Consider the following 19,545-nt stretch of genomic DNA (forward strand, 5'->3'; position numbering starts at 1 on the left):
AAACCGCTCAACCTCCCTCGAACCGCCCGCTTCTGAGGAGTTGTGCAGGGCGCCAGACGAGGACACCCACCGAAACGCGACGCGCGAGGCTCGGTAGGCTGGGCGGGTGAAGATTCTCGTCCTCGGTTCCGGTGCCCGTGAGCACGCGATCATCCTCGCCCTGCGGGCCGAGCAGGCAGAGCACGAGGTCTTCGTGTCGCCCGGCAACGCCGGCATCGCGCAGGATGCGACCCCCGTCACGGTCGACGTGCTCGACGGTGGCGCGGTCACCGCGTTCGCGAACGAGAACGCGATCGACCTCGTCGTCATCGGCCCCGAGGCGCCGCTGGTCGCCGGCGTCGCCGATGCACTGCGCGAGCGCGGCATCCCGGTCTTCGGCCCGGGCAAGGCTGCGGCCCAGCTCGAGGGCTCGAAGGCGTTCGCGAAGCGCATCATGGACTCCGCGGGCGTTCCGACCGGTCGCGCCGTGCGCGCCGCCACGGTCGCCGAGGTCGAGTCGGCCTTCGACCAGCTCGGCGCCCCGCACGTGGTCAAGGCCGACGGACTCGCCGCCGGCAAGGGCGTCATCGTCACCTCCGACCGCTCCGAGGCCCTCGCGCACGCCGAGCACTACCTGCCCTCGGGCCCGATCCTCGTCGAGGAGTTCCTCTCCGGCCCCGAGGTCTCGCTCTTCTTCCTCAGCGACGGCGACACCGTGCGCGCGCTGAGCCCCGCGCAGGACTTCAAGCGCGCGCTCGACGGCGATGCCGGCCCCAACACCGGCGGCATGGGCGCATACTCGCCGTTGCCCTGGCTCGCCGAGCAGTTCGGCAGCGAGCAGGCGTTCGTCGACGAGGTCACCCGCGACGTGGCCGTTCCGGTTGTCCGTCAGCTCGACTCCGAGGGCACCCCGTTCATCGGGCTGCTCTACGCGGGACTCATCCTCACCCCCGAGGGCGTGCGCGTGATCGAGTTCAACGCTCGCTTCGGCGACCCCGAGACGCAGGTCGTGCTCCCCCGCCTGGTCACGCCACTGTCGGAGCTGCTCTTCGCCGCGGCATCCGGCACTCTCGAAGACCAGCCCGATCCCGTGTTCAGCGACGAGGTCGCGATCACGGTCGTGCTGGCGAGCGAGGGCTACCCCGAGGCACCGCAGACGGGGCGCCCGATCGAGAACCTCGCCGATGCCGCATCCGTCGAGGGCGTGCGCATCGTGCATGCCGCGACGGCGGGTCCGGATGCTCCGGGCGGCGACCTTCTCGCAACAGGCGGTCGCGTGCTGAACGTGGTGGCGACGGCATCCGACTTCGCCACGGCCCGCGCCCGCGCGTACGACGCGATCGAACGCATCGCCCTCGAGGGCTCGCACTACCGCACCGACATCGCCGCCCGCGTCGCGGAGTAACTCCTAGAGCGCGATCCAGTAGCGGCGCTGCACGCCCTCGCCCCGCGCGGACTGGTCGCTCACGTCCTGCAGCACGCCGCCCGCTCGCTCGATCGTGCGGAACGAACCTTCATTGTCGACGTCGCAGGTGAGGAAGACGCGGTCGAGGCCGATCTCGCGCGCCCGGTCGAGGCCGAGGGCCAACGCGGCGGACGCGATGCCCTGGCGGCGGCGCGAGGCGCGCACGGCGTACCCGATGTGCCCGCCGGTCTCCCGAAGCCACTCGTTGAGGGTGTGCCGGAACGAGAGGAAGCCGACGACCTCTGCGCCGTCCACCACCCAGTAGAGGTCGTTGTGCACGCGGTCTTCGGGCGGCGCGATGCTCGTATCGGCCAGCCGCTCGGCGTTCGCGATGAGCGCGTCGAGCGTCGTGCGATCCGGGGTCACCGGAGCCGTCAGCCCAGATCCGTCGACATGGCCGTCGCCGAACGCGGCCACGGCCGACGCCCACGAGTCGAAGAGGTCGGTGGTCGGACGAACGAGCTGCACGGTCATCCGACCACCCCATCAGACGCGGCCGACCATGTGCAACCTCGGCCAACGAGAAGAAGAGCGGATGCTGCGAACTACAGCACCTTCGAGAGGAACTCCTTGAGTCGCTCGTTCTTGGGAGCATCGAACAGCTCGGCAGGAACGGCCTCCTCCACGACGACGCCGTCGTCCATGAAGACGGTGCGGTCGGAGACCTCGCGCGCGAAGCCCATCTCGTGCGTCACGAGCACCATCGTCATGCCGCCCTCGGCCAGGTCGCGGATGACCTGCAGCACCTCACCGACCATCTCCGGGTCGAGGGCGCTGGTGGCCTCGTCGAACAGCATGATCTCGGGGTCCATGGCCAGCGCGCGGGCGATCGCCACGCGCTGCTTCTGGCCACCCGAGAGCGATGCGGGCTTGGCATCCGCCTTCTCGCTGAGTCCCACGCGCTCGAGCAGCGCCATCGCGCGCTCGCGCGCCTTGGACTTCGAGAGGCGACCGAGCTCGATCGGCGCGAGCGTGATGTTCTCGAGCACGGTCATGTGCGGGAACAGGTTGAAGTGCTGGAAGACCATGCCGATGCGCTGGCGCACCTCATCGAGCTTGACGCTCTTGTCGGTCAGGTCGACACCGTCGATGACGACCTTGCCCGACGTGGGCTCCTCCAGCTTGTTGAGGCAGCGCAGCAGGGTCGACTTGCCCGAACCCGAGGGTCCGATGACCGCGACGACCTCGCCGTCCTCCACCGTGAGGTCGATGCCCTTGAGCACCTCGTTGCTTCCGAACGACTTGTGCAGGTTCTGCACGGCGATCTTGCTCATGCGTTGAGCGTCCTCTCCAGGCGGTTCGCGAGCAGCGTCAGCAGCGTGATCACGACGAAGTAGATGATGGCGACGATCGTCAGCACCTGCGCCGACAGATACGTCGAGGCGATGATCTGACGCGACTGGAACGTCAGCTCGGCCAGGCCGATGACGCTGATCAGCGACGTGTCCTTGAGGGTGATGATGCCCTGGTTCACGAACGACGGGATCATAATGCGGAACGCCTGCGGCAGCACGACCTTCTGCATGGTCTTCCAGTGGCCGAGGCCGAGCGAACGAGACGCCTCGCTCTGGCCCGGGTCGACCGCCTGGATGCCGCCGCGGATGATCTCGGTCATGTACGCGCCCGTGTTGAGCGAGAGCGTGATCGCACCGGCCACGAACGGGTTGAACTGCAGACCCGGGAACAGCTGCGGGATGGCGAAGAAGACGAAGAAGGCCTGCACCAGGATCGGGGTGCCGCGGAACACGAACACGTACGCGGTCGCGAGCCAGCGGAACGGCAGGAACTTCGAGATGCGTCCGAAGCCGAACACGATGCCGAGGATGAAGGCCGCGACCAGGGCGACGAGCGTCGCGAGGATCGTCAGCCACAGACCGCTCATCAGCGCCGGCCAGTACTTCACGGCGACCGAGATGATGTCGGTGGGCTGGGTGGATGCTTCGCCCGCACTCAGGTACGTGTCGACGATCTCGTCGTACTCGCCCGAGGCCTGCAGGTTCGCGAGGCCCTCGTTGAACATCTCGAGCAGCTCGGGGTTCATGCCCTTGTTGACCGCGAAGCCGTACTCGCCGCCGAGCTCGGGCTCACCGATCAGACGGAAGCCCGACCCCTGCTGGATGCCGTACGCCAGCACCGGGAAGTCCTCGAAGTAGCCGACGGCCTGGCCGGCCTTGACGGCATCCACCATGTCGGTGGTGTCGGAGTACGGCGTGATCTTGAAGCCGTACTCCTCCTGGTTGTCTTCCGCGAAGGTCTGGCCCTGCGTGCCGGTCTTGACCGCCACGGTCTTGCCGTCGAGGTCGTCGAGCGACTCGATGTCGCTCGACTCGAGCACGCCCAGCTGGATGCCGCTGGTGAAGTACGGCTCGCTGAAGTCGAACGTCTCCTTGCGCTCGTCGGTGATCGACATGCCGGCCATGACGGCGTCCACCTGGTTCGACTGCAGGGCCTGCAGGGCCGCGTCGAATCCGAGCTGGCGGATCTCGACCTCGAAGCCCTGGTCCTTCGCGATCGCGCGGAGCAGGTCCATGTCGATGCCGACGAGTTCGCCGTCGGAGTTCGTGAACTCGAACGGGGCGAAGGTGGTGTCGGTGCCGATGACGAACGTCTCGCCGTCGTCGGCGGCGCTCGCGGGGGCTGCTCCGCCGAGGAGGGCGGCGCCCGCGACGAGCGCGGTGAGCGCCATCGCGCTCGTCGTGCGACCGAGCCGGCGGAGCCGCTCGCGCAGGGAAGATGGATTACGGATCACGACGGATGCTCCTCGGATCGGGGTGGCGACCGGTCGATCGCCGCCCGTCTACCTTAGTCAACGCGAAACGCCCCGCCCGTCGCGGGGCCACCCCCGGCACATGCCGGACAAAGGTTTCGAAAGGAGCGGAAGTCAGGTCGATTCGATCTGACCGCGATCCGGATCGCACCGGGCAGCGAGTGGAGCGCGCGGGGGTACGCATACCGACGCCCGCTCGCCCGACGCGCGTCAGTGGCCCACAACGCCCTGGAACTCGACCATCACCTGGATCGCGGCGATCGTTTCGCGCTTCTTCAGGTTCTCGACCTTCTCGGGTCCGCCCAGTGAACGCAGAGGTACGAACGTGAATGACTGGTCGTAGGGGAGTTCACCGTGAGCTTCGACGGCCTTCGGGAAGATGTCCCAATTCAGCGTCATCGAGAGGTAGTCGGTCCCTGCGCGATTTAACATTCGGGTGAAGCGGCCCAACTCGCTGTTCAGCCCTGCGATGCGTCCTTCGCGGTAGATGATGCCGACGAAGCCCAGGCTGGGTTCCCAGGTGATGAGGTCGGCGAGACCGGTCACCATGATCGGGATGGAGATACCGTCACCCTGCGTCTTACCGATGCAGTCAGCCAGCTCTTTCTCGTAGACCGCGGGGTTGATGACGCGCAGGAAGCCCCACGCGAAGGTGCCGTACCCGTAGGTTTCCCAGAGCTCGATCACCTCGTCGGGAACGCGACCCCGATACGCTTCGATCACCTCGGGTTCCACGGGGCCGTGGGGCACGAAGTCTGAAACCTCGATCATTCTTTCACCTTGGTTCGACGCGTCGCCCACGTGCCTCCCGGTTGTGCTCCTCGGGGCTCACTAGCTGGGGAAGGAGTCTCGGTGCTCAGTGGCCCACAACGCCCTGGAACTCGACCAACACCTGGATCGCGGCGATCGTTTCGCGCTTCTTCAGCTTCTCGACCTTCTCCGGTCCGCCCAGTGAACGCAGAGGGACGAACGTGAACGACTGGTCGTAAGGGCCTTGCCGACCTTCGCGCCTGGGCCGCCGAGAACAGCATCACCATGCCTGCCAACGGGGGCATCCAATCAACGTCATCAACGCATACGACGCAGCGACCTAGTGGAAAACTCACTGATCCGCTCTCAGCGCGTCCTCCACCGTTGATGGCCCAGAGTACGACGTCACAGAATTATTGACCTAGCGCTTCTCGGAGAGATCGGTAGAAAGGTCAAGCTCCCGCAGCGTGCAGCTGTCAGGCACTCTGTCTGCTCCGTGGAACGCTGTGAAGATCTCTGCTGCCTCATCAGCGGTGAACAGCTCGTTCTCGAAGATACGAACAGCGCGTTCCCTGTTGATCGGCACTAGCACCGTCGTGTCTCCAGTTGGCTGCGGCTTTCCCACAGTGTAGAGATGTGCCTTTCCGTCCTCGCCGAGCTGCTTCACCTCGACAGTCATCGCGCTCGCTGAACCAGCCGCCTGAATGAATGTATCTCCGATGTCACTGTGCCTCACGAAGTGCCTCTCTGGGTTGGGGGCCCGCCAGATGACATAGGTGAGATTCTCTTCGCCATCGAGATGACCGAGCATCATCCTAAGGTGATCGGGAATCGGCCGCCGCCTATCATCGATCCAACCAGTTTGGCTGCCCGGCGTCGTCTCCGCATATGGCCCGTACATCCTCATCAGGGCACCACTCGGACGATGACGTTAGTGACGAGAATATCCATACCATCCATCTTCCCTCGGGCGGGCGTTCCCGCCAACACAGCTCGGTCGAAGGCCCCCTGGGTGTTCGAAGGAGTTTCACTAAAATATCTGGCCGCTGCGTTGCCAGATTTGATCTCTAGACCATCGTAGGTGTTAGGGCCATCAGCGTTTCGGATTAGTCCATCGTAGGTCCGCCAAGGCTGTGGTGACCCGTCGAAGACGACGTGAACTTCAGTTGTGATCACCTCGACGTTTGCTTCCTTTGCGTACTTTTCAACGCCAAGTGCTTGTTTGTCGTCCCAGGGCTTGCTGCCGTCGCCGTTGTATCGACCACCTTGGTCTCGTCCAGGATGGTTTGGGTTAGGGCTGCGTGAGACGTCATGGTTCGACCCGTCGTAGCGGTCGACTTCGTGGACGCCGTCGCGGTCTCTGCTCTTCTTGTCGGTCAGGCGGTTGATGACCCGCGGGACACCCTTGAGGTGCACGGGCGTGTCGTCGAAGGAACGCCGGAGCGCTGGTCCGATGGCGTCGCCGAGTTTGTCTCCCATGCGTCAGTCCCCCGTGATATTCAGGCTCGACAAATCGGCGCCCAGTCGGTCGATCAGCGATTCGATATCGCCGGCATACATCTCCATGTCACCCTCGGCCTGCTCCAAAGCCTGCAGGTCGGCGTAAAACTCATCCGGGTCACCGGCAACAGCCTCGACGATCGGAGCATCCAACGCGGCCATGATCACACCGGGCAGCTCCTCCGCCAACGGCTCGATCGCCATCGGCAACACCTGGTTCAACACCTGTTCCACAGCGATGTCGACGGCCGCATCCAGCAGCTTCTTCTTCAGCAGCAGCATTCCCCCGGCACCAGCGGCGGTGACCGGGTTGGTGAGCATCGGAATCAGGATCAGCAGCGTCGACGTGATGTCGGCGATGACCTTGAGCTTCAGGCCCGTGACGACTCCGGCACCAATCTCCAGCCCCGGCTGCACTGGACCGAGCAGGTCGAGCAGGCTCTGCAGGTTCTGCGACCGGTTCGTGTTCCATGCCGACACGAACGCGGGACCGGCCTGGCCGCGCATCGCGGCGGCGATATCGCCGTTGACCTTCCGGTCCACCGCTTGCAGGCGGTCCTCGAGCTCGTCACGGAACGTGCTGATGATCACCCCACCACGACGCAGCTCGTCCTCATCGATATCCGGCCATTCGAACCCGAGCTTCTCCATGATCCAGATCAACTCATTGGGCAGCATCATGCCCATAACGCACCCCCTCGCACCCCAGAGCAGACCGCAACGCAACTCAGCGCGGTCGGCCACCGAAACTCATCCCGTCACCTCGACCGAGGAGACAGATCCGCTCGCACGACATGCGAGCGGATGAAGGGAAGGCCCGGATGCTGATCGTCGACCAGCCCCACGGCGCCTCCCCTCAAGCCGGGTCAGCCGCCGGCGAGCTCGGAGTCCTTGTCGCGGATCGAGTCCGCCATGCGGTCCAGAGCCTGCGCCATGTCGTTCACGGCCTCGGCTGCGTCGTCGAGGGATGCCGTGAGCTCCGAGTACGCCGTCGAATACGCATCCGACGCGTTCTCGGTCTTGAACCCGTCCTGCACCAGGTCGTCGATGACGCCCTGAAGCTCCTTCAGAGTGTCAGTGACGGTGCTACGCCCGTCGCGGAGACGCGCTGCCGCGCCTTCCATCTCGCTGTATGTTGCACCAAAATCATGTCCAGCCATGACGGCCCCCTCCGATTCAGCCTCAGGCCCCCCTGAGCGTCTGTTGCAGCAGAGAATACCGGAGTCGCGGAACATCGCAAATCCCGACGCCGGTATCCGGGGCGTCCGCGCATCGGTCTCGAGCCCGCCCGAACCGCGGGCCGTCGTGCGAACGAACGTTGCGAGAGAGCCTCTGAGTCAACGCGAAACGCCCCGCCCGTCGCGGGGCAGGGCGTTCGCGATCCGATCAGACGGACGGATGCTTCGGCGCACCGCGCAGGAACAGCGAGGCGATGAGCGCGACGAGGATCACACAGGCCGGCAGCAGGATCGCCTGCGACATGCCCGACGAGAAGCCCACGGCGACGGCATCCGGCAGCGTCCCGCCCGAGCCGATCGACCCGCCGGCGTCGTCCATACCGGGCAGGTTCGCTTCGAGGCGGGCCTGCATGAACGTCGCGATCGCGGCGGATCCGACGACCGAACCGATCGTGCGGGTGGTGTTGTAGATGCCCGCACCCGCACCGGCCTGGCGCATCGGGAGCATCCGCGTGGCCGTCGTCGCGAGCGGCCCCCACATGCCGGCGTTGCCGAGACCCATCAGGGCCGAGGGGAGCAGGAACATCCAGATCGGGGTGTCCATGTTCACCAGCGCGGAGTACCAGAACAGCGAGGCCGAGACGGCGAGCAGACCCGGGATGAGGATGATGCGCGGGTCGGTGCGGTCGAGGATCTTGCCCGCGACCGGGGCCAGCACTCCCGAGAGCACGGCCATCGGGATCATCAGCAGTGCGGCCTCTGTCGGGGTGAGCCCGCGAGCGGTCTGCAGGAAGAACATCAGCGGCAGCGACATGCTCGTCACGGTGAAGCCGACCGCGGCGATCGCGATGTTCGCACCCGAGAAGTTGCGGTCGCGGAACAGCGCGAGCGGCACGAGCGCCTCGGACTTCGTCTTCCACTGCTGCACGATGAAGATCGCGAGCACCACGAGACCGGCGATGATCATGCCCCACACCGAGATCGGGCCCCAGATGACGCCCCAGTCGTACTTCTCTCCCTCTTGCAGGCCGAAGACCACGAGGAAGATCGCCACGGCGCTGAGCACGACGCCCAGGATGTCGAAGCGGTGCGGGTGCGTCTTGAGCTTGGGCACCAGGATCCACGCGGCGATGAACGCGATCACGCCGACGGGCAGGTTGACGAAGAAGATCCACTCCCACCCGAGGCTGTCGACGAGCACGCCGCCGAGCAGCGGGCCGACGAGCGTTGCTACACCGGCGGTGGCGCCCCACAGTCCCATGGCCGCACCGCGGCGCTCGGCCGGGAAGGTGCGGGTGATGACGGCCATCGTCTGCGGCGTCATGAACGCCGCACCAAGCCCCTGCACGGCGCGGGCGACGATGAGTCCCTCGAGCGAGCTCGACAGACCGCACCACAACGATGCCGCCGTGAAGATCGCGAGGCCGATCAGGTAGATGTTCTTCGGGCCGAAGCGGTCGCCGAGGCGTCCGGTGATCAGCAGCGGAACGGCGTAGGCGAGCAGGTACGCGCTCGTGACCCACACGACATTGTCGAGGTTGTTGGTGTTCGGATCGAGTGCGGCCTTGATCGCGGGGTTCGCGACCGAGACGATCGTCGTGTCGACGAGGATCATGAAGAAGCCGATGACGAGCGCCCAGAGGGCGGGCCACGGGCTCTTCGGCGCCTGCCCCAGGGCGAACGGGCCCGTCTCGGGGGCGGCCTGGCGGGATTCGGTCATTGCTGTGCAGCCTTTCGCTGAGCGATGTAGCGGTCTGAGTCGGGGAAGGCGTCGGGCCCCCAGGGGAGCGCGTCGCCGTCGAGTCGGGTGAGAAGACTGTCGAGCCAGCGCACGTCGGCGTCGAGAAGCGCCTCCTGGCGCTCGATCTCGACGAGCACCTGCGCCGGAGTGCCGCGTTCGTGCGCTGCGCGGAGCCCGTCGCGGTGCGTCGCGTGACTCTCGACGAGGGCGACGCGACGCTCGTGCAGCAGCGCCATCACGTCGTCGCGTTCGAGGTTGTGCGCTTCGGCGAGCGCGACGCGGAAGTCGGTGTCGCTGTCGACGCGGGGCAGCTCGCGTCGCACCCACGCGATGACGGTGTGGCGACCGGCATCCGTCAGCGTGTAGGTGGTGCGTTCGGGGCGGTTGCCGTCGCGATCGATGCCGATCTCGTCGAGCAGGCCGGCCTTCTGCAGGCGCGCGACCGTGTGATAGAGCGTGCCGTTGGTGATGGTGAGCAGGCGGTCGTCCTGGCGGGTGCGCAGCAGCCGCACCATCTCATAGGGGTGCATGTCGCCCTCGCGCAGCAGCGCGAGCACCATCACCCCCATGGGGGTGAGCGTGTCGACCGGATCCTTCGTCATCACCTGCTCCACTTCGATTAGTCCATGTGGACTATATGCCCTCTCCGACGCGTTCGGCAAGCCGGATGGACGATACCCCGTGTGGAGCGGACTGCGGCAGACCGGGATAATGGGGCGGGTGAGCACTCCTTCAGAAGGCACGGCACAGAGCATCCCCGGTTGGCGTCACCTCTACTCGGGCAAGGTGCGCGACCTGTACGCCTCGGAAGACCCGGCCGACACCCGCATCCTGGTCGTCGCGAGCGACCGGGTGAGCGCCTTCGACTTCGTGCTCTCGCCCGGCATCCCCGAGAAGGGTGCGCTGCTCACCCGCCTGAGCCGCTGGTGGTTCGCGCAGCTCGAGACCCCGAACCACCTCGCCGAGGGCGAGATCCCGGATGCCGTCGCCGACCGCGCCATGCTCGCGCAGTCGCTCGAGATGCTGCCGGTCGAGTGCGTCGTGCGCGGATACATCACGGGCTCGGGATGGGCCGAGTACCAGGAGAGCGGCACGGTGTGCGGCATCCCGCTGCCCGCCGGCCTCGAGAACGGCGACCGCCTGCCCGAACCGCTGTTCACCCCCGCCTACAAGGCGCCGATGGGCGAGCACGACGAGAACATCACCTTCGCGCAGACCGTCGAGCTGGTCGGTGCCGATCGCGCCGCCGAACTGCGCGACACCTCGATCGCGATCTACACGCGTGCCGCCGCGATCGCCGAGGAGAAAGGGCTGATCCTCGCCGACACCAAGTTCGAGTACGGTACGGATGCCGACGGCATCCTGCGGCTGGCCGACGAGGTTCTCACGAGTGACTCCTCGCGGTTCTGGGACGCCGAGGTTTGGAAGACCGGCACCACCCCGAGCGAGCGCATGGCGAGCTTCGACAAGCAGATCGTGCGCGACTGGCTCGCCGCACACTGGGACAAGCAGGGCGAGCCCCCCGTGCTTCCCGACGAGATCGTCGAGCGCACCGCCGACCGGTACCGCGAACTGATCGAGCGCCTCGGCGCCTGACCCTTCGGCATCCGCCCTGGCCGAACCGCGCCCTCCCTCGGGAGGAGATCTGCACTCGGGAGGAGAAATCCCGCGTATTCGACCTCCCCCATGCAGATCTCCTCCCGGATGACTGCCTCGAAGGGCACCCCGGGCACCCAGGGAACACTCAGGAATCGGTAGTGTTGCTCCAGCACTCCCCCACCCCGAAATCCCTGAGGAGCCCGCATGCCCCTGTGGAAAATCCACGGAAACGGCCGCACCGTCGAAGCCGGAGCCGTCGTCACGCCCGAAGAGCGCCTGAACTGGCCCGCGACCATCGCGATCGGTGCCCAGCACGTCGTCGCCATGTTCGGCGCCACGTTCCTCGTGCCCACACTGACGGGCTTCCCCGTCTCGACCACGCTGCTGTTCAGCGGTGTCGGCACGCTGCTCTTCCTGCTCATCACCAAGAACCAGCTGCCCAGCTACCTCGGCTCCTCGTTCGCGTTCATCGCGCCGATCACCGCCGCGGTGGCCGCGGGCGGCACGGGCTCGGCGCTCGCGGGAGTGGTGGCCGTCGGCATCCTGCTCGCCGTCGTCGGACTCGTCGTGCAGTTCGCCGGTCTGCGCTGGGTCGATGCCCTCATGCCCCCGGTGGTCGCCGGCGCGATCGTCGCCCTCATCGGCTTCAACCTCGCCCCCACCGCGTGGAACAACTTCACCCTCGACCCGGTCACCGCCACGATCACCCTCGTCGCGATCATCGTGTTCGCGGTGCTGTTCCGTGGATTCCTCGGCCGCATCTCGATCTTCCTCGGTGTCGCGGTCGGCTTCATCTGGGCCGCGTTCAACGGATCGTTCGACGTGCCCAACCCGCTGCGCGGCGGCGACACCCCCGCCGAGTCGATCGACAAGGCGGCATGGATCGGCCTGCCCGACTTCCAGTTCCCGAACTTCGTCGAGCCGAGCACCTGGTCGACCATCGCGATGTTCCTGCCCGTCGTGCTCGTGCTCGTCGCCGAGAACATCGGCCACGTGCGCGGTGTCGCCTCGATGACCGAGAACCCCGACATCAACAAGCACACCGGCCGCGCACTCATCGCCGACGGCGTCGCGACGACCATCGCCGGTGGCTTCGGCGGATCGGGTACCACCACGTACGGCGAGAACATCGGCGTCATGGCGGCGACCCGCGTCTACTCGACCGCCGTCTACTGGGTCGCGGGCATCTTCGCGATCCTGCTGGCCTTCTCGCCCAAGGTCGGCGAGGTGTTCAACTCGATCCCGGCCGGAGTGCTCGGCGGCGCGACCACCGCGCTCTACGGCCTGATCGGCATCATCGGCATCAAGATCTGGGTCGACAGCCGCGTCGACTTCTCGCGCCCGGTCAACCAGTACACGGCCGCGGTATCGCTCGTGATCGGCATCGCCGGCTTCTCGATGCAGCTCGGCGACTTCGCCTTCGGCGGCATCGTGCTCGGCACGGTCGCGGCCCTGCTGATCTACCACGTGGGCAACTTCATCGCCCGTGCGCGCAAGACCGGCGCCGACGACCCCAAGCCGCTCGAGCCGGTGGGTCCGCTGGGCGGCGACCCCGCCTGACCCGGACTGAACGGCAGAGGGTCCCGGATGCTTGAGCCGAAGCATCCGGGACCCTCTGGGTTTTGCGGGCCGCGCCCTCAGACCGTGCCGGTGCCGTCGCAGACAGCGGCGCGCGCCCGCGGACGCGGCTCGCCGGTGCGGGGCGGGGGCGAGACCGGCAGCGGGTCGACCGGGTCGGGCAGACCGTAGAGGCGGTGCACCCAGCGGCGGGCGTCGTCGAGCGGGTAGGTGTCGCCGAACACCGAGTACTTCACGAACACCCCCTCGAGCGTGCTGCGCAGCATGATCTCTTCGAGGGCGGGATCGGATGCTCCGCGCGCACGGAACACGTCGCGCACCGCGTCTTCGGCTGCGGTGGCCGCATCGGCGTGGCGTTCTTCGGATTCTGCGAACAGCCGATGCGTCGCGGGCTGCTGCTGGATGGCGAGCACGACGCGTTGCAGCGGCACGGCGTAGGCGGTGGAGCGAAGCGCGCTGTCGATGATCGCGGCGAGCATCTCGTCGGGCGTGCCCTCGATCTGCGCGAAGCCGAGCACGGTGTCGAACCAGCGGTCGATGACCGCGGCGATCAGCTGCTCCTTCGTGCCGAAGTGGTAGTTCATGAGGCCTTGGGCGACCCCGGCGCGCTTGGTGATCTCGGCGATGCTCGCTCCCGAGACGCCGCGCTCGACGAACACCTCGATCGCAGCCTGCAGGATGTTCTCCTTGGCGGTCTCGCGAGCGAGGCGGTTCTGTTCTTCGGACCGCGCCACGCGGCACCCCCTCCCACAATTTCCCCGAGTGTGTTCCGTATCGAGCTCTCCGCCCTATAGATTACTCACTGAATATCTATTCAAGCTATGACTTCATCGTCCCGCGTCCGAGGCCTCCCACAGGCGCACGGGTGCGTCCCTGTCCCGGAGGGGGCGACAGGGCCGCACCCGTGTCTTTCGCGCATCACGGTGGCCACAACTCAGGACGAACGGCTCCGGCACCCCCGGAATCGCCGGCGCAGGCGGGCCCGGCGGCCCAACTGTCCTGAGTTGGTGCCAGGCGAGCCGGGCGACCGAGAAGTCAGGCGGATGCCCGCACCACGAGCTCCGTCGGCAGGATCGTCGTGCGGGGCGGGTCTCCCCCGGCGAGCCGCGACAGCAGCACCTGCGCCATCGTCTCGCCCTGGGCGTACATCGGCTGACGCATCGTGGTGAGCTGCGGGTCGCAGCTGAGCGCCACCGAGGAGTCGTCGAACCCCACCAGGGCGACGTCTTCGGGAACGCGGATGCCCGAGGCGCGCAGCGCCGTCAACGCACCCCGCGCCATCAGGTCACTCGCGACGAAGATCGCGTCGGGGCGACCCGCCGCGAGGATGCGGCGGGTCGCTTCGGCACCGCTGGCCTCGCTGTAGTCGCCCTGCTCTTCGGCGAACGGGGTGAGCGCGGCATCCGCCAACGCCTCGCGGAAGCCCTGCACGCGATCGACCGACGAGAGCATGGTGAGCGGGCCCGAGATCGTGGCGATGCGGGTACGACCGATGTCGATGAGCCGGCGCGTCGCCTCGCGCGCGCCGTGGATGTTGTCGACGTCGACCACGTAGTCGGTCTCGCGCCGGGTGACGGGCCGGCCGCCGTAGACGACCGGCACGGCGTCGGCGATGCGCTCGATGAACGCGTCGCTGGTGTGATGCGAGACGAGGAGTGCGCCGTCGACGCCTCCGTTGCGCACGAAGCCGGTCATCTTGTCGCCGGGATCGTCACTCGCGATGAGCAGATTCAGCAGGTAGTCGGAGCTGCGGAGCGTGCCCGTGATGCCCGCGACGATCGCCGCGAAGAACGGGTCGCCGAAGAACCGGGTGGTGTCTTCGGGCACGATCAGGGCGATCGCGTGCGTCTGCCGCGACGCGAGCGATCGCGCCGCACGGTTGGGCACGTAGTTCAGCCGCTCGATCACGGCGTGCACCGCGGCGAGCGCCTCGGGACTCACCGCCGTCGATCCGTTGACGACACGCGACACCGTCGACCGGGAGACCCCGGCGGCAGCGGCCACTTCTTCGATCGTCGCTCGTGACGACACAGCATTCCTCCGATCCGGCGGCGGGACGGAGGATGCTCCGACCGCCCTCGCCGCCCGGACTCAGAGAGAGCGAGCGGCGATGATGCGAGCGTACTCCCGCGCGGAGTCCTTCAGCGTTCGCTCCTGGGTGTCGTAGTCGACGCGCACGATGCCGAAGCGCTTGTCGTAGCCCCACGCCCACTCGTAGTTGTCGAACAGCGACCAGTAGAAGTAGCCCCGCACGTCGACGCCGGCCTCGGCCGCATCGAGCACCGCACCGAGGTGCAGGCGCAGGAACTCGGCGCGGTCGTCGTCGTGCACCCGGGTCTCGCCGTCTTCGACCACAGCGACGTCGTCGTACGCGGCACCGTTCTCGGTCATGTACAGCACGGTGCCGGCGGGCTGGGCGTACTCGGTCCAGACGCGCTGCAGCAGGCGGGTGAGCCCCTCGGGCTGCACCTCCCAGTTCTGCGCGGTGCGGGGAAGGCCCCGCTCGACGTTGTGGATGTTCTCGAACGACGGGTAGGGGCTGCGCACCTTGCGTTCGGTGTCGGGCACGCTCTCGACGGCCGCGTTCTCAGGCACCTCGCCCGCGACCAGATCGCCGTGGTAGTAGTTCACGCCCTGCGTGTCGATGTGCTGCGAGATCGTCTCGAGGTCGCCGTCGTGGATCGCCGCTTCGAAGGTCGCGACGGCATCGGCATCCACCGCCCGGATGTCTTCGACGATGTCGGCCGGGTACTGGCCGCGGTAGATCGGGTCGAGGAACCAGCGGTTGAACTGGCCGTCGATGCGGCGCGCGGCGTCGACGTCGGCGGGGTTCGTCGGGTCGGCCGGGTCGGCGACGGTGTGGTTGAGGGTGATGCCGATGTCGAGCGACGAGTCACGGCGGCGCAGCTCGCGCACCGTCTCGCCGTGGGCGAGCAGCAGGTGGTGCGAGGCGAGCAGACCCTCGGCGACGCTCGTGTGACCGGGCGCGTGCTCGCCGCCCGTGTACGACAGGAACGACGAGCACCACGGCTCGTTGAGCGTGGTCCACACGTTCACGCGGTCGCCCAGTGCGTCGTGCATGGTGCCCGCGTACTCGAGGAAGCGGTCGACGGTGTCGCGGTTGGTCCAGCCGCCCTTCTCCTGCAGGGCCTGCGGCATGTCCCAGTGGTACAGCGTCAGCCAGGGGAGGATGTCGGCGTCGAGCAGCTCATCGACCAGGCGCTTGTAGAAGTCGACGCCCTGCAGGTTCACGTCGCCGCCGTCGGGGCGCACGCGCGACCACGAGGTCGAGAAGCGGTACGTCTGCAGCCCCAGCTCTTTCATCAGCGCGACGTCTTGCGGGTACCGGTGGTAATGGTCGCACGCCACATCGCCGTTGTCCCCGTTGATCACCGCTCCCGGCACGCGGGAGAAGGCATCCCAGATCGACGCGGTGCGCCCGTCTTCGAAAGCCGCCCCCTCGATCTGGTAGGCCGCGGTCGCGGCGCCGAACAAGAAGTTCTGGGGAAAAGCACGGGTCATAGAGGTCATCCTTTCACCGCGCCCGCCATGATGCCACTGACCAGCTGCTTGCCCGCGACCACGAAGAGCACGAGCAGCGGAAGGGTCGCGAGCACCGCACCGGCGAGCACGATCGAGTAGTCGATGTAGTAACCGGACTGCAGCTGACTGAGCGCGGTCTGGAGGGTCGGATTCTGCGGGGAGAGCACGATCAGCGGCCACAGGTAGTCGGTCCACGCGGTCATGAACGTGAACAGTCCCAGGATCGCCATCGCGGGACGGGCGGCGGGGATGCCGACCGTCAAGAAGGTGCGGAACTGGTTGGCGCCGTCCATGCGCGCCGCCTCGATCAGCTCGTCGGGGATCACGTCGACCAGGTACTGCCGCATGAAAAAGACCCCGAACGCGGTGACGAGCGTCGGCACGATCACGGCGCCGATCGAGCCCGTCCAGCCGAGTTCGCGCATGAGCATGAACAGCGGGATGATGCCGAGCTGCGTCGGGATCGCCATGGTCGCGATCACGAACACCATGAGTCCGTCGCGTCCCTTGAAGCGCAGCTTCGCAAACGCGTAGCCGGCGAGAGTGGAGAACGTGACGACCGAGATCGTGATGATCGCGGAGATCAGGAACGAGTTGCCCAGCGCCAGCCAGAACGGGATCGCATCGAACACCTTCGCCGCGTTGACGAAGAAGTTGCCGCCGGGGATCAGCGGCAGGGTCTCGCCGCGCGTCGCATTCGTGCCGCTCGCCACGACGACCGACCACCACAGCGGGTAGACGCTGCCGATGATGAACGCGGCCAGCAGGCCGTACGTGAGAAAGCCGGGGCGGCTGCCGATGCCCGCGTTGCCGAGGGTGGTGCCGCGGCGGCGACGGATCTTCTCGGGCACGCTCAGCGCCATGGTCGCGGTCATCGCGCGTCCTCCTCGATGGTCGTCGTTGCGGTCACTCGGGCTCGGCGGCGCGCGGCACGGCTCTTCGGGGCATCCCCCGTGGATATCCGTCGCGAGATCAAGAAGTTGATCACGCCGATCCCCACGATCAGCAGGAACAGCAGGATGGCGACGGCGGATGCTTCGCCCAGATCGCGGCGGAAGAACGCGAGCTCCCAGAGGAACAGCACGGTCGTCTGGAACTGCCGGTCACTGCCGCCGATGCCGCCGGCCGTCGAGACGTCGAACAGGCGCGGCTCGGCGAAGATCTGCAGTCCGCCGATCGTCGCGGTGATGATCACGAAGATGAGCGTCGGGCGGATCGTCGGGATCGTGATCGAGAAGAAGCGGCGCCCGGCGCCCGCTCCGTCGAGGGCCGCCGACTCGTAGAGGTCGCGCGGCACGGACTGCATCGCGGCGAGCAGGATGAGGGCGTTGTACCCCGTCCAGCGGAAGTTCACCATCACCGCGATGGCGATGTGCGAGAGGGCGGTGTTGTGCTTCCACTCCTGGTCGGCGATGCCGATGAGGTTGAGCAGGTTGTTGGCGAGACCGTCGGCCTCGTTGAAGATGCTCGAGAAGATGATGGCCACGGCGACCGGCGTGACCACGAAGGGGATGAGCACGCTCATGCGCCAGAACGTCGGAGCCCGCAGACCCCGGTCGAGCAGGTAGGCGATCACGAGGGCGATCGCCAACTGCGGGATCGCCGAGAGCAGGAAGATGCTCACCGTGTTGAAGATCGAGTTCCAGAACATCCCGTCGCCGAGGATCTCGACGAAGTTGCCGAACCCGACGAAGTCGCCCTCGCCCTTCAGCAGGTCCCACTCGTGCACGGCGACGTACACCGTGTACAGCAGGGGGAAGAGGCCGACCAGCCCGAACAGCAGGAAGAACGGCGAGATGTAGAAGTACGGCGAGGCCTGCTGGTCGAAGCGCGAGACGCGATGGCGCCAGGGGCGGCGGGGCGGAGCATCCGATGGCGATGCGGATGCCGTCGCCCGCTGCTGCGCGGGCGGTGCGGTGAGAGTCATGGGGTTCCTTTGGAGGATGCTTCGACAGGCTCAGCAACCCGATACCGATGGGTCGCTGAGCCTGTCGAAGGGCAGGTCAGCCGACCAGGTCGTTCAGCAGCTGGATCGCCTGGTCCCAGGCGCCCTGCGTGTCGGTCTCGCCGCGGTCGAGCGCGCTGAGCGCCGGACCGAAGACGTTCTCCTGGATCACCGAGTCATCGGCACCCTTGAACTGCGCGACCACGCCCTTCGCACGCTCCGCGAGGATCGCACCGGTGGGGGCGTCGTTGAAGAACTCGTTCGGCGTCGCTTCGGAGGCGAGCGTCTCCTGCGCCTTCACCGTCGAGGGGAAGTTGCCCGCGGCGGCGGACTGCTTCACCTGCTGCTCGGGCTGCGTGAGCCAGTCGGCGAGCTCGGCCGCGGCCTCTTTGTGCTGCGAGGTCTCGGGGATCGACAGGAACGCGCCACCCCAGTTCGCCGCACCGCCGGGGAAGACGTCGGCGAAGTCCCAGCCGGTCGTGGCGTCGCCGCCACCGGCCTCGACCTGACCCTGCACGACTCCAAGCATCCACCCGGGGCAGACGAACGTCGCGAAGGTGCCGTCGACGAATGACTTGCCGCCGTTCCAGTCCCAGGCGGTCTGCGCGGCCGACTGGCCGCCTTCGGTCGCCGCTCCCAGCAGTTCGAAGCGCTCCTTGAGCTCGTCGTTGCCCTCGACGTTGAGCTCGCCGTCGGCGGTGTAGTAGCCCTCGTCGAGCTGGTTGACCATCGCGTTCCAGACGAAGCCGGAGTGGTCGAACCACGCCTTGCCGGTCTTGGCCGTGTAGTCGGCGCCGACCGCGAAGTAGTTCTCCCAGTCGCCCTCGAGGAGCCCGGCGACCGACTCGCGGTCGCTCGGGAGGCCGGCAGCTTCGAAGGCGGCGCCGTTGTAGCAGATGCCCGAGGGGCCGATGTCGGTGCCGTAGCCGATCACGCGGCCCTCGGCATCCGTCGCCTGTCCGTACTTCCAGTCGACCCAGTCGCCCTTGCGGTCTTCGATGCCGTGGTCGCGCAGGTCGACGAAGGTGTCGGAGACGTCCATGATCGCGCCGAGCCAGCCCTCTTCGATGGCGACGACGTCGCTGAGGCCGGAACCGGCGGCGATCTTGGTGAAGGCGTCGGTGCGGGCGTTGCCGCCGGTATCGATGTTGGTCGCCTCGATGGTGACGTTGGGGTGCAGTTCCTCGTACTCGTCGTAGAGGTCTTCGTAGCCGAAGGTGCCGAACGTGGTGACGGTGAGGGTGATGTCCTCGTCGCCGCTCGATTCGCCGGTGTCGCCGCCGCCGGTCGAACAACCGGCGAGGGCCAGGACGGAGACGGATGCCACGGCTGCTGTCGTGAGGATCCGCTTGCGGGCGCGTGTGTTCACAGTTCACTCCTTTGTGAGGTGGTGCGGTGGTGGTGCGGGTGAGGTGGTGCGTCGGGATGGTGCGTGAGCCGTGGTCTCCGCGATGGGAGCGCTCCCACGACGTTCCGGCCACGATATGGGAGCGCTCCCAC

At 67.1% G+C, this 19,545-nt stretch carries 19 protein-coding genes; 3 read left to right on the top strand and 16 right to left on the bottom strand.

All coding sequences use genetic code 11. The features are described 5' to 3' along the window. The first annotated feature begins 106 nt into the window (after positions 1-106). Positions 107-1,384 carry a phosphoribosylamine--glycine ligase gene (gene purD / locus ACIOSY_RS17175; protein ID WP_400855373.1) on the top strand — a complete coding sequence of 426 codons (1,278 nt, stop codon included), beginning with the start codon at positions 107-109 and terminating at the stop codon, positions 1,382-1,384. Positions 1,385-1,387: 3 nt separating this feature from the next. On the opposite strand, the gene ACIOSY_RS17180 is transcribed toward purD, so the two are convergent. The 10 genes from ACIOSY_RS17180 to ACIOSY_RS17225 all read right to left on the bottom strand — a co-directional run bounded on the left by ACIOSY_RS17180 (position 1,388) and on the right by ACIOSY_RS17225 (position 9,982). Further along, a complete protein-coding gene (locus ACIOSY_RS17180; protein ID WP_400855374.1) occupies positions 1,388-1,918 on the bottom strand; it encodes a GNAT family N-acetyltransferase in 531 nt (176 codons plus the stop codon). A 71-nt stretch (positions 1,919-1,989) separates the two neighbouring features. Beyond that, positions 1,990-2,718: an amino acid ABC transporter ATP-binding protein gene (locus ACIOSY_RS17185; RefSeq protein ID WP_400855376.1), complete on the bottom strand. Its 729-nt coding sequence runs from the start codon at positions 2,716-2,718 to the stop codon at positions 1,990-1,992. Further along, entirely contained in the window at positions 2,715-4,193 is a 1,479-nt protein-coding gene (locus ACIOSY_RS17190) for an amino acid ABC transporter substrate-binding protein/permease (RefSeq protein ID WP_400855377.1), read from the bottom strand. Before ACIOSY_RS17190 ends, ACIOSY_RS17185 begins: the two co-directional genes overlap by 4 nt. Before the next feature lie 228 nt (positions 4,194-4,421). Beyond that, the gene (locus ACIOSY_RS17195; RefSeq protein WP_400855378.1) at positions 4,422-4,982 is read right to left on the bottom strand and encodes a T6SS immunity protein Tdi1 domain-containing protein; all 561 of its coding nucleotides are present in this window, start codon (positions 4,980-4,982) and stop codon (positions 4,422-4,424) included. A 400-nt stretch (positions 4,983-5,382) separates the two neighbouring features. Further along, positions 5,383-5,868: a hypothetical protein gene (locus ACIOSY_RS17200; RefSeq protein ID WP_400855380.1), complete on the bottom strand. Its 486-nt coding sequence runs from the start codon at positions 5,866-5,868 to the stop codon at positions 5,383-5,385. Continuing rightward, positions 5,868-6,440, bottom strand: coding sequence for a hypothetical protein (locus tag ACIOSY_RS17205; RefSeq protein WP_400855381.1), 573 nt, complete (start codon positions 6,438-6,440; stop codon positions 5,868-5,870). The genes ACIOSY_RS17200 and ACIOSY_RS17205 overlap by 1 nt, the downstream gene beginning before the upstream one ends. 3 nt (positions 6,441-6,443) lie before the next feature. Continuing rightward, a complete protein-coding gene (locus ACIOSY_RS17210) occupies positions 6,444-7,148 on the bottom strand; it encodes a hypothetical protein (protein WP_400855382.1) in 705 nt (234 codons plus the stop codon). Between the two features lie 179 nt (positions 7,149-7,327). Continuing rightward, positions 7,328-7,621 carry a WXG100 family type VII secretion target gene (locus ACIOSY_RS17215; RefSeq protein WP_400850331.1) on the bottom strand — a complete coding sequence of 98 codons (294 nt, stop codon included), beginning with the start codon at positions 7,619-7,621 and terminating at the stop codon, positions 7,328-7,330. 226 nt (positions 7,622-7,847) lie between these two features. Then, positions 7,848-9,359, bottom strand: coding sequence for a DHA2 family efflux MFS transporter permease subunit (locus tag ACIOSY_RS17220; protein ID WP_400855384.1), 1,512 nt, complete (start codon positions 9,357-9,359; stop codon positions 7,848-7,850). Next, on the bottom strand, positions 9,356-9,982 hold the full coding sequence (locus tag ACIOSY_RS17225; RefSeq protein ID WP_400855385.1) for a PadR family transcriptional regulator: 627 nt from the start codon (positions 9,980-9,982) through the stop codon (positions 9,356-9,358). Before ACIOSY_RS17225 ends, ACIOSY_RS17220 begins: the two co-directional genes overlap by 4 nt. A 109-nt stretch (positions 9,983-10,091) precedes the next feature. Here ACIOSY_RS17225 and ACIOSY_RS17230 point away from each other — a divergent pair, with 109 nt between their 5' ends. Next, the gene (locus tag ACIOSY_RS17230) at positions 10,092-10,976 is read left to right on the top strand and encodes a phosphoribosylaminoimidazolesuccinocarboxamide synthase (protein ID WP_400855386.1); all 885 of its coding nucleotides are present in this window, start codon (positions 10,092-10,094) and stop codon (positions 10,974-10,976) included. A 207-nt stretch (positions 10,977-11,183) separates the two neighbouring features. Then, on the top strand, positions 11,184-12,539 hold the full coding sequence (locus ACIOSY_RS17235) for a uracil-xanthine permease family protein (protein ID WP_400855387.1): 1,356 nt from the start codon (positions 11,184-11,186) through the stop codon (positions 12,537-12,539). 77 nt (positions 12,540-12,616) lie between these two features. Here ACIOSY_RS17235 and ACIOSY_RS17240 read toward each other — a convergent pair whose 3' ends face one another. The 6 genes from ACIOSY_RS17240 to ACIOSY_RS17265 all read right to left on the bottom strand — a co-directional run bounded on the left by ACIOSY_RS17240 (position 12,617) and on the right by ACIOSY_RS17265 (position 19,414). Then, positions 12,617-13,291: a TetR/AcrR family transcriptional regulator gene (locus ACIOSY_RS17240; protein ID WP_400855388.1), complete on the bottom strand. Its 675-nt coding sequence runs from the start codon at positions 13,289-13,291 to the stop codon at positions 12,617-12,619. A gap of 301 nt (positions 13,292-13,592) precedes the next feature. Beyond that, complete coding sequence (locus tag ACIOSY_RS17245; RefSeq protein WP_400855390.1) at positions 13,593-14,588, bottom strand: LacI family DNA-binding transcriptional regulator; 996 nt, start codon at positions 14,586-14,588, stop codon at positions 13,593-13,595. 60 nt (positions 14,589-14,648) lie between these two features. Continuing rightward, positions 14,649-16,079 carry a GH1 family beta-glucosidase gene (locus ACIOSY_RS17250; protein ID WP_400855392.1) on the bottom strand — a complete coding sequence of 477 codons (1,431 nt, stop codon included), beginning with the start codon at positions 16,077-16,079 and terminating at the stop codon, positions 14,649-14,651. Between the two features lie 5 nt (positions 16,080-16,084). Next, positions 16,085-16,975 (bottom strand): carbohydrate ABC transporter permease, encoded by an 891-nt coding sequence (locus tag ACIOSY_RS17255; protein WP_400855394.1) that lies wholly within the window; start codon positions 16,973-16,975, stop codon positions 16,085-16,087. Further along, the gene (locus ACIOSY_RS17260) at positions 16,972-18,027 is read right to left on the bottom strand and encodes a carbohydrate ABC transporter permease (RefSeq protein WP_400855396.1); all 1,056 of its coding nucleotides are present in this window, start codon (positions 18,025-18,027) and stop codon (positions 16,972-16,974) included. The genes ACIOSY_RS17255 and ACIOSY_RS17260 overlap by 4 nt, the downstream gene beginning before the upstream one ends. A gap of 76 nt (positions 18,028-18,103) precedes the next feature. Further along, entirely contained in the window at positions 18,104-19,414 is a 1,311-nt protein-coding gene (locus tag ACIOSY_RS17265; protein ID WP_400855398.1) for an ABC transporter substrate-binding protein, read from the bottom strand. Positions 19,415-19,545: the final 131 nt, after the last annotated feature.

This window comes from Microbacterium sp. NPDC087665, assembly GCF_044743285.1.
Taxonomy (GTDB): Bacteria; Actinomycetota; Actinomycetes; order Actinomycetales; family Microbacteriaceae; genus Microbacterium.